14 protein-coding genes are annotated in these 12,997 nt (G+C 55.6%); 12 read left to right on the top strand and 2 right to left on the bottom strand.

Annotated elements, in window-relative coordinates; genetic code table 11:
• Positions 1-10: 10 nt before the first annotated feature.
• Positions 11-1,351, bottom strand: coding sequence for an ATP-binding protein (locus tag RVM24_RS12385; protein ID WP_431474083.1), 1,341 nt, complete (start codon positions 1,349-1,351; stop codon positions 11-13).
• A complete protein-coding gene (locus RVM24_RS12380; RefSeq protein ID WP_106694694.1) occupies positions 1,335-2,003 on the bottom strand; it encodes a response regulator transcription factor in 669 nt (222 codons plus the stop codon). The genes RVM24_RS12385 and RVM24_RS12380 overlap by 17 nt, the downstream gene beginning before the upstream one ends.
• Before the next feature lie 205 nt (positions 2,004-2,208).
• Between RVM24_RS12380 and RVM24_RS12375 the strand changes: the two genes are divergently transcribed.
• The 12 genes from RVM24_RS12375 (at position 2,209) to RVM24_RS12320 (ending at position 12,992) form a co-directional block, all read left to right on the top strand.
• Positions 2,209-2,757: a cupredoxin domain-containing protein gene (locus tag RVM24_RS12375; RefSeq protein ID WP_431474082.1), complete on the top strand. Its 549-nt coding sequence runs from the start codon at positions 2,209-2,211 to the stop codon at positions 2,755-2,757.
• A 13-nt stretch (positions 2,758-2,770) separates the two neighbouring features.
• On the top strand, positions 2,771-4,549 hold the full coding sequence (locus tag RVM24_RS12370) for a copper resistance system multicopper oxidase (RefSeq protein WP_138435414.1): 1,779 nt from the start codon (positions 2,771-2,773) through the stop codon (positions 4,547-4,549).
• The gene (locus tag RVM24_RS12365) at positions 4,546-5,283 is read left to right on the top strand and encodes a copper resistance protein B (RefSeq protein ID WP_431474081.1); all 738 of its coding nucleotides are present in this window, start codon (positions 4,546-4,548) and stop codon (positions 5,281-5,283) included. The genes RVM24_RS12370 and RVM24_RS12365 overlap by 4 nt, the downstream gene beginning before the upstream one ends.
• A 157-nt stretch (positions 5,284-5,440) precedes the next feature.
• Complete coding sequence (locus RVM24_RS12360; RefSeq protein WP_058091910.1) at positions 5,441-5,794, top strand: hypothetical protein; 354 nt, start codon at positions 5,441-5,443, stop codon at positions 5,792-5,794.
• Positions 5,795-5,805: 11 nt separating this feature from the next.
• Positions 5,806-7,158: an APC family permease gene (locus RVM24_RS12355; RefSeq protein WP_152438968.1), complete on the top strand. Its 1,353-nt coding sequence runs from the start codon at positions 5,806-5,808 to the stop codon at positions 7,156-7,158.
• Between the two features lie 30 nt (positions 7,159-7,188).
• Positions 7,189-7,416, top strand: coding sequence for a hypothetical protein (locus tag RVM24_RS12350; protein ID WP_072676409.1), 228 nt, complete (start codon positions 7,189-7,191; stop codon positions 7,414-7,416).
• The gene (locus RVM24_RS12345) at positions 7,416-9,923 is read left to right on the top strand and encodes a heavy metal translocating P-type ATPase (protein ID WP_431474080.1); all 2,508 of its coding nucleotides are present in this window, start codon (positions 7,416-7,418) and stop codon (positions 9,921-9,923) included. Before RVM24_RS12350 ends, RVM24_RS12345 begins: the two co-directional genes overlap by 1 nt.
• Positions 9,924-9,956: 33 nt before the next feature.
• The gene (locus RVM24_RS12340) at positions 9,957-10,862 is read left to right on the top strand and encodes a DMT family transporter (protein ID WP_138435411.1); all 906 of its coding nucleotides are present in this window, start codon (positions 9,957-9,959) and stop codon (positions 10,860-10,862) included.
• 131 nt (positions 10,863-10,993) lie between these two features.
• A complete protein-coding gene (locus RVM24_RS12335) occupies positions 10,994-11,200 on the top strand; it encodes a DUF2933 domain-containing protein (RefSeq protein WP_058091913.1) in 207 nt (68 codons plus the stop codon).
• Entirely contained in the window at positions 11,190-11,840 is a 651-nt protein-coding gene (locus RVM24_RS12330; protein ID WP_061333256.1) for an isoprenylcysteine carboxylmethyltransferase family protein, read from the top strand. Before RVM24_RS12335 ends, RVM24_RS12330 begins: the two co-directional genes overlap by 11 nt.
• Positions 11,841-11,907: 67 nt before the next feature.
• Positions 11,908-12,366, top strand: coding sequence for an ATPase (locus tag RVM24_RS12325; protein ID WP_342631095.1), 459 nt, complete (start codon positions 11,908-11,910; stop codon positions 12,364-12,366).
• Between the two features lie 137 nt (positions 12,367-12,503).
• Positions 12,504-12,992, top strand: coding sequence for an outer membrane lipoprotein-sorting protein (locus RVM24_RS12320; RefSeq protein WP_227510252.1), 489 nt, complete (start codon positions 12,504-12,506; stop codon positions 12,990-12,992).
• Positions 12,993-12,997: the final 5 nt, after the last annotated feature.

The raw sequence follows: 12,997 nt of genomic DNA, 5'->3' as shown, positions 1-12,997 counted from the left end.
TTTCAGCCCCCTAGGATTTACGCGGCAGATCAACCTCAACGCGCAGGCCACCTTTTGCGCCATCGCTGAAGTTTATACGGCCACCATAGCGCTGTACGATATCCCGGACAATGGCCAGCCCCAGGCCATGGCCGGGTGTTTGCTCATCCAGCCTGAGCCCCCGGCTGCCAAGGTGATCCAGGTTTGCTGCAGCGACCCCCGGGCCATCATCCGTCACAACCATCCTCACGGTGTTCGCTGACTCACCGAGTGACAGCTCTATGCTGTGAGTTGCCCATTTGCCGGCATTGTCGAGCAGGTTGCCGAACACTTCATTCAGGTCATGCTCTTCAACGGGCCAACGGTGTTCGTCTGTTAAATCCGTCGTCAGCTCGAACGATTTTTCGGGGTGCAAGCGGCCCAGCATCCACAACAAATCCCTGGCCTGCTTGACGGGTAATGCACTTTTTCCGACCTGCGGCCCGGCAAACTGACTCCGGCGCATCTCGGTCTCAAGCTGCTTGTCGATGTGGCTGAGCCGGCGCGCCATTTCGTCCCTTAAGGCCGTATCCAGGGGGCGGCTGTCGTCCTCAAGTATTTGGCGGACCGCAGCAATGGGGGTTTTGACACTGTGGGAGAGGTTGGCCAGGGCGTCCCGGGAGCGCTCCAGGCGCTGATCCAGCGAATCTAACAGCTGGTTCAGTTGGTTTACCAGGGGCCGGAATTCTTCTGGCGCCCGAACATCAATGCGTGAAATGGTGCCACCCTGCAATTGTGTCAGCGCAGACTGCAGCGAGGCCACTGGCCTCAGGGCAAGCGCGATACCAACCCAGATGACGGCAACCAGTAACAGAATGAGCAGAATCGATACGATGGCCGTCCAGGCGTGTAACTCCGCCTGGCTGGACCTGAGCGCGTCCATGTCTTCTGACACGATGATGACATAGGGCACACCATCAACCGTAATCTGTCGGCGATAAGCAAGTATGTCTGATGGAGCACCTGCCGCCCCGGAGCTCTGAACCCGGATGCTCCCTTGCTGCTCGGTCTCCAGCAGAGGCTCCAGTAAAGGGCGCCAGGATTCCGGAGAAATCGTGGTTATGGTGGGGGAATGAAGCGCGAACGCATGGTGGAACACCTCTTCGAAATAGTCCCCGGTTTGGAGGGTGTCCAGTTGGCCGCCGGACTGTCGCACCTGTAGCTCCAGGAAGGCAACTTCGTCGTGCAATCTGCCCTCCACGAAATCCCGCGACATGCGGTCCAACAGCAAGCCATGGACTATCCATGCCAGTGCCATCAACACAATGCCTGATGGCAACAGGAGCGTCAGCAGGGTGGTCCTGACGGACAGGGGTTTAGTGATCGGCATCATTGAACAGATATCCCTGGCCCCGCCGGGTCGCAATGGTTTCAGCGCCCACCAGTTTCCTCAATCGGCGGATGTAGGCTTCGATGACGTTGTCACTCGGGTTGTCGTTAAGGCTGTAGAGTTGTTCCATGAGCTGGTCTTTGGAAAAGACATGCCCCGGGCGGTTCATCAGGCATCGGAGCAGGCGGAACTCGGTACCCGTGAGCGAGTGTTCGGTGCCATCCTGCATTTTCAGGCTCTGACGGTTTTCATCCAGCTCAAACCGGCCCGCTCTAACGGTAGAGGACACGCGCCCATCGCCGCGCCGGATGATTGCATTAAGGCGAGCGACCAGTTCTTCCGTCTGGAATGGTTTGGCCAGGTAGTCATCGGCACCTGCTTTAAGGCCGTCAACCTTATCTTGCCAATCGCCTCTGGCGGTCAGAATCAGCACTGGAAAATCGATGTGGTGAGCGCGCCATTGTTTGAGCACCGTCAAACCATTGCCATCTGGCAGGCCGAGATCCAGCACACACACGCGATAGCTCTCCTGCGAGCCGAGAATGCCAGCCTCTTTCGCTGTACTTGCGATATCGACACTGAAGCCTGATTTTTCAAGCTGACGTGAAAGGCCATCAGCCAATAAGCGGTCATCCTCTACCAGCAATAATCTCATCTCACTTGCCTCGTTTGCAGCGGTTCCTGTTGTACCCCAAAGCACTATGCCGCAGTAGCCTGAATTCAGCCTGAACAGCAATTAATCGGCTTTTTCAGAAAGAATTCAGGTTGGTGGGCCATGGTATCGCCTGTTCACACTGCACTGGAATGTTGCGCGCTCCCGGCCTGCATTTCACACCCGTCACAATACAGGAGACATTCAGATGAGAATAACAAAGTTCATCACTGCGGCGGCCGCCTTGTCGCTCTCTGCTACTGCCTTCGGCGCCGGCACCCACGGCCATGGACACGGCCATGGACACGGTTCCGGCGCTGCCATTGGTGAACCGGCGAACGCCTCGGAAGCCACCCGCACCGTTACAGTAGCCATGTACGACAACTACTACGAGCCGGAAACCATCGACATTCAGAAAGGCGAGGTGGTGCGTTTCGTGGTGGAAAATCACGGCCAGCTGGTTCACGAGTTCAATATCGGAACGGCCGATATGCACGAAGCCCATCAGCAAGAAATGGTCATGATGGTGGAGCACGGGGTTATCCAGGGTGGAACCATCAACCACCAGATGATGGAAATGGATATGGGGGGCGGACACACCATGAAGCATGACGATCCGAACAGCGTACTGCTGGAATCGGGCCAGAGCGGTGAACTGATCTGGCGTTTTTCCGGTGACACCACCCTGGAGTTCGCCTGCAACGTGCCCGGCCATTACCAGGCAGGCATGTACGGTGATGTAAGGTTCCAACAGTAACAGGAGTAGAGATATGACGAGACGTCTGATAGCGGTCGCCCTGGCGCTGGTTTTGCCAGCCATCGGTATGGCAGGGGAGTATGACCTGACGGTTGACCGGGTCAAAATTGATACCGGCGACTTCGTTAAGGAAGGCATTGGCTACAACGGCAGCTCGCCGGGCCCGACCCTCCGGTTCAAGGAGGGCGAGGACGTGGTGATCAACGTCACCAACAACCTGAAAGAGACTACCTCGATACACTGGCACGGCCTGATCCTGCCGTTTGAACAGGACGGTGTGCCTGGCATCAGCTTTCCCGGCATCAAGCCGGGTGAAACCTTTACCTACCGATTCCCGGTGGTGCAGGCGGGCACCTACTGGTACCACAGCCACTCCGGTTTCCAGGAACCGAATGGCGCCTACGGGGCCATCATCATAGAGCCCGAAGGTCGGGAGCCGTTCCGATATGACCGCGAGTACGTGGTGCAACTGACCGATAAACACCCGCATTCCGGTGATCGCATTATGCGGAACCTGAAGTCGTCGCCTGACTACTACAATCGCCAACAGCAAACGGTGATGGATTTCTTTACCGAATCCCGTGAGCAAGGCTTTATGGCAACCCTGCGTGATCGAATGATGTGGGGGCAGATGCGCATGATGAAAGCGGATATTGACGAAGTGCAGGGCTTCACCGGCCTGATCAATGGTAAGGGGCCGGAACAGAACTGGACGGGGCTGTTCAAGCCCGGTGAACGGGTGCGCCTGAGGTTTATCAATTCCTCTGCCATGACCTACTTTGACATCCGCATTCCGGGCTTGAAGATGACGGTGGTCCAGGCCGATGGTAATAACGTCCAGCCGGTGAATGTGGACGAGTTCCGGATTGGTGTGGCAGAAACCTACGATGTGATTGTGCACATCCGTGATGAGCAGGCCTATACCATCTTCGCCGAGTCCATGGGCCGCTCCGGCTATGCCCGTGGCACGCTGGCACCCCGCGAGGGCATGGTGGCTGAAGTGCCGGAACTGCGCAAAGCGCCGATGCTGACCATGGCAGACATGCCTGGCCACATGGACCATGGCGATATGGACCACGGCTCGATGAATCATGGCGGTATGGACCATGGCAATATGAGCGATGGGGCGATGGATCACAGCAGCATGAATCATGGCAACATGAACCACGGCAACATGAATCACGGGAGCATGGATCACGGGTCCATGAACCACGACTCCATGAGTCAGGGTGGCATGGATCATTCGGCCCACGGTGCTGGCATGCCGGAAGACCCCTTCTACGCAAGCGGCAGTGGCTTGCTGCCAACGGCCAGCAATGGCGGTAAGTTCCTGTCTTACTCCGATCTGCGGGCTCAAAGCCCGCTCTATGAGGAGCGTGAGCCGACCCGCGAAATTGAAATGCGCCTGACCGGAAATATGGAGCGCTTCGAGTGGAGCATCAATGGCGTGAAATACGAAGACGCCGACCCGGTCGTGCTGCAATACGGAGAGCGGGTCCGGTTCAAGTTTGTGAACGAAACCATGATGACACACCCGATGCACTTGCACGGCATGTGGTCGATCCTGGATGTCGGGGCAGGCAAGTGGAATCCGATCAAGCACGTGATCAGTGTGGCGCCGGCGACCACGGTGTATATGGAAACTGAGGTGGATGCACCGGGTGAGTGGGCGTTCCATTGCCATCTGTCCTATCACGCGGCGGCCGGTATGTTCCGCAAGATTGTGGTTGAGGGCGGCCCGGATGAAGAAATCGCCTCTGGCGAAGCACGGGGCAAGGGAGGTGACGCATGAGAACGTGTAACCCATGGCTCGCCCGGATTTCTGCTTTGACACTGATGGGTCCTGCCGTCGTGTTGGCAGACGAGGCGATTGATGCGAACAGCGTTAACGCGTTCTGGGGTGTCAGTGCCGAAAAATTCGAGTACCGCTACAGCGACTCCGATGAAAAGCTGGCGGTGATTGAATCCGATGCCTGGTACGGCAGTGACGAGCTGAAATTCCGGTGGCAGTTCACGGGGGAGTGGGAGGAAGCCCACAACGCGTGGGAAACCCTGGAAAACCAGTTTCTGGCCCAGACTCCGATCAGTGAGTTCTGGGATGCCAAGGCAGGTATTCGCATCGATACACCGGAAGGCCCGGACCGGGTCTACGGTGTGATCGGGCTGACCGGTCTGGCACCGTACTGGTTCGAGATCGATACCAACCTGTATGTCAGTGAAGAGGGCGACGCCTCGGTGGATTTTGAGGCTGAGTACGAGCTGCTGATCACTAATTACTGGATTGTCTCTGCCACCTTCGAAACCTTGCTGGCGTTCTCGGAAGACCGGGAGATTGGCGTGGGTAAGGGTATAAACTCCACCGAGATGGGCTTGAGGCTGAGTTACGACCTGATCGACCGCTCTTTCTCACCTTATGTGGGCGTGGTCCATGAGCGCAAATACGGCGACACAGCCGATCTCGCCCGCGCCAGCGGCGGGGGTACCGAGGACTGGTTTGCAGTCGTTGGGGCGAGACTGGCCTTCTGATCACCGTTTTAACGGGCTCCGGGAATTCCTGGAGCCCGTTTTCCATCTACTATTTGATGTATGTCAGTTCCATCGAAATCCTTCGTCTCTTTTCAGTTTTAGTTCAGGTTGGGGTGCTGTGATAAAAGGAATTAACCTGGTGTAGAGGTGCAGCCCGATGACAAAAACACACAAAGCAACCAGTCAAGAACAGTTTCTGATGCACAGGAAACTGACAGTACAAGGCCTTGGCGAGCGGCAGTGGGAAGAGCTCATCCAAGAGCTCAACAATAACCCCGGCGTCGATTTTGCCGAGCGCAAATCCGGCAACCAGTTGCATGTCACCTATGATGGCACACATTACTCTACTGACGAGTTGATTGAGTTGATTGGGGCTCATGGCGGCGGCCTGAAGCCCGGGTGGTGGACTCGCCGGAAACTGGCTGGATATCGTTTTACAGATGAAAACGTCCGGGCCAATGCCAAGCATGTACCTGTCTGCTGTTCGAAAATGCCACCGATGAAAAAGTGACCGGAGGTTAAATGAGCAAGGAACAGGACAGAGTCACTCGCTACAAAAAAGGCAGCCTCACGCTGGCGGGTACGGTCATGCTGGGTACCGGTGTCATGATTGGCGCCGGTATTTTTGCATTGACCGGGCAAATGGCACAAATGACGGGTGCTCTGTTCCCGCTCGCGTTCCTTGCAGCGGCGGTGATTGTCAGCTTCAGCGCCTACTCCTATATTAAAATCTCCAATACCTGGCCGTCTGCGGGCGGTATTGGCATGTACTTGCACAAGGCCTACGGCAATCGGCTGCCAACCGCGTTTAATGCCTTGCTGATGTATTTTTCCATGGTGATTGCCCAGAGCTTTCTCGCGCGCACGTTTGGCTCCTACACCATGCAGCTTTTCGGAGGCGATGAAAGCGGGGGAATGGTTCCCATTTTGGGGGTATCACTGATTCTGGTGGCATTTCTTGTCAATCTTCAGGGCAACCGGATGATTCAGGGCGTGGCTTCCTTTATCGGGGTCCTGAAAATCGGCGGCATATTGATTTTTGGGTTGGTTGGTTTGTGGATTGCCGACAGCATTTCGGTCGATTTCTCGAGCCCGGGCGACGCTGGAGCTGCTGGTAATTTTCTGGGAGCTACCGCGCTCGGGATTCTGGCTTTCAAGGGTTTCACCACCATCACCAACAGTGGCTCGGAAGTTAAAGACCCGAAGCGAAACGTGGGGCGCGCCATTGTTATTTCCATTGCGGCCTGCGTGGTGATTTACACGCTGGTCGGATTTGCTGTCGCCAGCAACCTGTCATTGGCTGAAATTATCGAAACGCGAGACTACTCCCTTGCCGCTGCCGCGCGCCCGGCACTGGGGGAATACGCTGTCTGGTTCACCGTTGCCATTGCCATGATGGCTACCGCCGGAGGTATTCTGGCCAGCATTTTCGCGGTATCCCGGATGCTCGCGATGCTGACGGAAATGAAACTGGTTCCTCACCGGCATTTCGGCATGCCGGGTAGCATCCAGAAGCACACACTGGTCTACACTGTAGCTCTGGGGCTGATTCTGACCGCATTCTTTGACCTCTCCCGCATCGCGGCGCTGGGCATTGTGTTCTATCTGATCATGGACATAGCCATCCATTGGGGCGTACTTCGCTATTTGCGCGAAGATGTGCAGGCCAAAGCGTGGGTGCCAGCTATCGCCATTTTGCTGGATTTGCTCGTCCTTGGAGGCTTTGTCTGGGTCAAACTGAATACCGATCCGTTCGTTATCGGCGTGGCAGTTGTCACCATGATTGCAATCGCGGTAGTCGAGCAGATCTTCCTGAAAAAGTCTGAGAATTCCCGGCAATCGGGACATGAGAAGCCTCATGAACATAACCACTAATAACCAGGATACAACGAGGAGGGCAGGACCATGATGGAAGATAATATGTTTGGCCACACCATGTGGGCAGGGCATTGGCTGTGGATGCTGGTGATTGCCATCGTTGTTGTCATTCCGGCCTGGCGCATTTGCCAGCGCACGGGATATCCGGGCTGGATGGGCATCCTGATACTGATTCCCATCGTCAATCTCGTATTACTTTATTTCATTGCGTTCAGTGACTGGCCAAGCAACAGAAACAATGACGGGAGATCTTGATGAACAGTATGAAAACACAGGCACCGCAAAGGCAAAGGGACCTTGAGCTGATTGTGCCGGGAATGGGGTCAGACCACTGCGCCGGTATTATCAACAAGACGATCAGTCGCCTGGACGGAGTCAGTAATGTTCAAACCAACATAGCCAGGCACAGGGTGAGTGTACGCTCCCTTGCGTCGGGCCCTGACGGAGATGCTGTAAGAAAGGCAGTGGAGGGGGCTGGCTACGATGTGGCTTCCGTCAGAGAGGTTGGCACCAGAACGTTCAAGGTGACTGTTCCGGGGATGGGGTCTGATCACTGCGCAGGCATCATCAAAAGCACACTTGGGCGACACGACGGCGTGCAGACCATTTCAACCAATATCGCCAACCACACCGTAAGCGTGGTGGTCGGCCCGGCGGGTCCTGCAGAGCAGGAGCTGAAGAAGCTGATCGAGGGCGCCGGATACGACGTTGCCGCTGTTGCGCTGGAGGGAGACACCAACCAGGAAGAAGACTCAGCCGTCGAGGAGGCTTACCTCAAGCTTGCCTTGCGAAGGCTCTGGATTGCTGCGGTACCGACCACGCTGATCATGCTGCTGATGATGCCGCATATGTTCTGGCAGCCCATCCCGGGCTATCTGGCGATTGTCGTCGTGCTGGCATTCCCCGTGGTGTTTCTCTTCGGCGGTGCCGCTACCCATAAGGCGTCCTGGCGCTCCCTGAAGAACGGCACCTTCAACATGGATGTGCTGATATCCATGGGCAGCCTGCCACCGTTCATCATTGGCCTGGTGGGCTTTGTCTATCCGATGACCTCCTTCATCGAGATGGCTGCCACCATCATGACCTTCCATGTGCTTGGTCGGTACCTGGAAGCAAAAGCCAAGGGCAAGGCCTCGGAGGCCATCCGGAAATTGCTCACCCTCGGCGCTAAGACCGCGCGCGTGGAACGGGAAGGGGAAGAGGTCGAAATTCCCGTGAAGGATTTGGCTCCAGGCGACATCATGATTGTCCGGCCCGGTGACAAGGTGCCCACTGATGGTGAAGTGGTGGATGGTGAGAGTCATCTGGATGAATCCATTGCCACTGGCGAGTCTGTCCCGGTATACAAAAGCACGGGAGACACGGTTATTGGTGCCACCATCAACAAGGAAGGTCGCCTGAGAGTCAAGGCTACCCGTGTTGGTGGTGATACCTTCCTGGCCCAGGTGGTGAAACTGATCGACGAGGCTCAGGGCTCCAGGGTGCCAATCCAGGAGTTTGCTGACCGCATGACCGGTCGCTTCGTGCCGCTGGTTCTTGTTATTGCCCTGGGCAGTCTTGTGGTCTGGCTGTTTGCAGGCGATACACTCCGACCAATCCTTGAATGGGGCGCCGCTTTCCTGCCGTGGGTGGACCCGACGGCGGCCACGCCGGTGCTGGCTATCCTGGCGGCTATTGCGGTGTTGGTGATTGCCTGCCCGTGCGCCCTGGGACTGGCAACGCCAACGGCCCTGATGGTGGGGTCAGGTATTGGTGCCGAGCGCGGCATCCTGATTCGCTCGGGAGAGGCTATCCAGACCTTCAAGGACATCAAGGTCATGGTGTTGGATAAAACCGGAACAATTACCCGGGGAGAGCCAAAACTCACGGAAACCGTCGTCGCCTCGGGGATAACGGAAACCGAACTGCTGGAGCTTGCGGCTGCGGTAGAGAATGCCTCTGAACACCCCATCGCCCGAGCGATCGTCGACGGCGCCCGGGAGCGGGGCGTAAAGCCCGGTGATGTATCTGACTTCCGGTCCACCGGTGCCCGGGGCGTGTCCGGAACCGTGGCGGGTCAGACGGTGCTGATCGGTAACCGTCTGCTATTGGAAGAAAGCGGTGTGCAAGGGCTGGACGCCCTGGACCAGGCGCTTCAGGACCTGGAGGGCAAGGGCAGAACCGCCGTCATTGTCGCCCGCGACGGTCAGGCCTGCGGCATTGTCGCGGTAGCCGACACGCTCAAGGACGAATCGGTGGCCGCCATTCGGGCCATGCACGAGCAAGGACTGTATGTTGTGATGATTACTGGTGACAACGAGCGTGCAGCCAACGCCGTTGCCCGTGAAGTGGGCATTGACGAGGTTCGCGCCGGGGTGTTGCCGGAAGGCAAGGTGGATGCCATTCGGGAACTGCAGGAAAAGTACGGCAATCATGTTGCCATGGTGGGTGATGGCATTAACGACGCCCCGGCACTCAAACAGGCTAACGTAGGCATTGCCATAGGCGCTGGTGCGGATGTGGCTATCGAAGCTGCTGACGTTACCCTGGTCCGTGGCGAATTATCTGGTGTTGTTGACGCCATGGTGCTGTCACGTGCGACCTTCAAAAAGATCGTTGAGAACCTCCTATGGGCCAGTGGATACAACGCTGCGGCTATTCCTATCGCCGCGGCGGGGCTGTTGCACCCGATGATCGGTGTGGTGGCAATGACCGCCAGCTCGCTGTCCGTCATTGGTAATTCGATGTTGCTGCGTCGGCGTTACGATAAAGTGCGCCGCTAACATGGTGAACCGTGGTTGGCGTCGGGTCAGTTGATGTCGATACGATCAATTGTCGGCATGTTGCTTGTCACGGTGTTATGGGCAATCTGCTTTCCCTTTATCGTGGTGGGTCTTCCAGACGCGCCACCCTTGCTTTTTGCGGCGTTACGGGCATTGCTGGCGGGTATCTGCCTGGTTCTGATCGCCCTTGCAAGGGGCGGTCGCGTCCGATACTCCCCCCGACGGTTTTTTTTGTTGACGGCTATCGGCTTCAGTTACACGGGTATGGGGCTTGGCGGGATGTTTCTCGGAGCCGGAGAATTGGGCCCCGGGCTTGCAACCGTTTTGGCAAACGCACAACCACTTTTTGCAGCTGTGTTGTCCTATTTTTTCATCAGGGAAGTTGTGAGCGGGCGTCTGTTTGCCGGATTACTCATTGGCTTTATCGGTGTTGTGGTGCTCGCAGCGCCTGACATGGAAGTAAGTAACTCCAGATTCACAGGATCGGTTTATATTCTTGGTGGCGCCGTTGGTACTGCCATTGGAAACGTACTGCTTAAATACCAGGCCGGCAGCGATGATATCTACTGGTCAATGGGCATTCAGCTTGTAATTGGTTCAGTTTTTCTGGGTTTTGCTTCTGTCATCCTGGGCGAAGGCATGGACATTAACTGGACCTGGTCGTTTGCCACCGCTGCTTTAATGCTGTCCATTCCCGCTACGGCACTGATGGTCGTGTTGTGGTATGCCCTGCTGGCAAGCGCTCCTTTGAACAGTCTCAATTCGTTTACCTTTCTTACGCCGGCCATAGGTGTTGTTATCGGGCTACTGTGGTTTGGGGAAACCTTCACTGTTGTGGAAATCACCGGCATTAGTATCACAATTATTGGTCTGATTATCGTCATGAAAGCACCGGGCGAAGGCGGGAGGGTGCGCGAAGTTCGTCCAGGAATTGATTGAGATCAACTCTTTTTCCAAGCTGGCTGAAGTGTTCAGTTTGAATTCAGACTTCTGTGATTACCTAGACTTATCACTTGGGTTTAGGAGCTGGTAAGTAAAAATTGCTTGTCACAGCTTCAGGAGAATTCGTTATGGAATTTAGCCGTCGATATTGGATTACGCTTTCTTTCTTCGGTGTGATTGCTCTGGTTCTCCTTTGGGGCGAGCACAAGGTTCATATTCTCGGCGCACTGCCGTGGTTGATTCTCCTGCTGTGCCCGCTAATGCATATATTTATGCACGGAGGCCATTCCGGACATCAACATGGTCCGAAAAAGGAAGATCACCATGAGCAATGAAGCAACTGACTACGGGCTCTGGAGTCTCGTCGTCCTGAACTCTGCTGTTTTTATCTTTTTTGCGTTCAGCTTTTTCAAGCCTAAAACTAAGCGCGACTGGCGCTCGTTTGGTGCCTTTAGTGCGTTTCTGGTCGCGTTGTTTACTGAAATGTACGGTTTCCCGTTAACTATTTACTTCCTTGCGGGCTGGTTACAAAGCAGCTACCCAGATGTTGACTGGTTTTCCCATGACAGCGGGCATTTACTGGAAATGTTGTTTGGGTGGCAGGGTTCTCCCCACTTCGGGCCATTCCATTTGCTGAGTACCGCTTTCATTGCGGGTGGATTTTATCTGATCGCGGCCGGTTGGCGCACACTGTACACCGCTCAGAAAGAGAGCAAACTCGCCACCAGTGGGCTTTATGCCTGGGTTCGTCATCCGCAATATGTCGGGTTTGCACTGATCATGTTTGGCTTTCTCCTGCAATGGCCGACGCTGCTTACCCTGGCAATGTTTCCGGTACTCCTATGGATGTACTCACGTTTGTCCATTCATGAGGAGAAAGATATCGAGAAAGAGTTTGGGGAGGCGTGGCGCGACTATGCGGCTAAAACACCACGGTTTATCCCAAGTTTCCGGGATTTTCGACAACGGATTTAGCTTCATGGCCAGGGCGCTGAATTGGCATCGCAACGACGTGCGTTCAACTTAAGGAGAGTAAGCCATCATGGATATCAAAAGCTTTGGTGAGTTGATCGAGTGGACCCGAGACCTGCACACGCATCTGGCCCAGTGTCTCGGGCACTGCGCCACGCAGCATGAGGAGGAAAGGGCAGGAGCGTTACTGGAGTATCTTGCATCTCACGAATCGGAACTTGCACGGATCGTCGAAGAGTTTGAGGGTCAGAGTGCCAGTAACACACTGGAAACACGGGTCTATGACTACCTCAGACACAATCCGATAGAAACACACCGCACCTGCGACGAGCCATACGCCAAACTGGATTTCCAGGGAATCTACCGCGAGGTTATGGATTTCCATGAGCAAGTCATGAATCTGTACAAGAATCTTTTGGGTAAAGCGGAAATCCCGGAAGCTCGAGAGTTGCTGGAAGGACTACTGGAGATGGAAACGAACGAGTCTATGCGCCTGGCCCGGCAAATAGGACGGATGGACGATCTGTGATTCATTACAGGCTTTCCTGCTTTCTTCTAATTGTTTTGTTTTCTGCCCCTCTTCTGGCGAGCACGCCTTCGGCGGTTTCTTTAATTGAACGCATGGAGCAGTTGCTTTGGTCAGACAGTAGTCACGGCCGCTCCACCATGCGTATCGAGAGTGACTACTGGACTCGGGAGCTGCAGTTGGAAGCCTGGATGAATCGGCCCGATCACACCTTGATCCGGATTCACTCACCGAAAAAAGAGGCTGGCGTTGGCTCGCTGAGAATCGGCGATGCCATGTGGAATTACCTTCCCAAAGTTGATCGCACCATCAAGATCCCGCCGTCAATGATGCTGCAGCCATGGATGGGGTCCAACTTCAGCAATGATGATCTGGTCAAGGATAGCTCCTTTGTCGACGACTACACCCATGAGGTTGCCGGGGTCGATGATTCAGGCGAGGTGCCGGTGTACCGGGTCGTCTCAACACCACGGCCCGACGCGCCGGTGGTCTGGAGCCAGCTTGAATTCGAGATCCGCGCGGACGCTATTCCCGTGTCCCGAACGATCATCCACATTGAATCCATTGAATTCGATATTCCTGTAGACGAGGCGCTTTTCTCATTGCGTCGCCTGCGCAACCCGGAATGAGGCTC

This window comes from Marinobacter sp. KM021 (assembly GCF_050707965.1).
GTDB lineage: Bacteria > Pseudomonadota > Gammaproteobacteria > Pseudomonadales > Oleiphilaceae > Marinobacter > Marinobacter shengliensis.
This window is presented reverse-complemented; position numbering and strand designations above follow the sequence as displayed.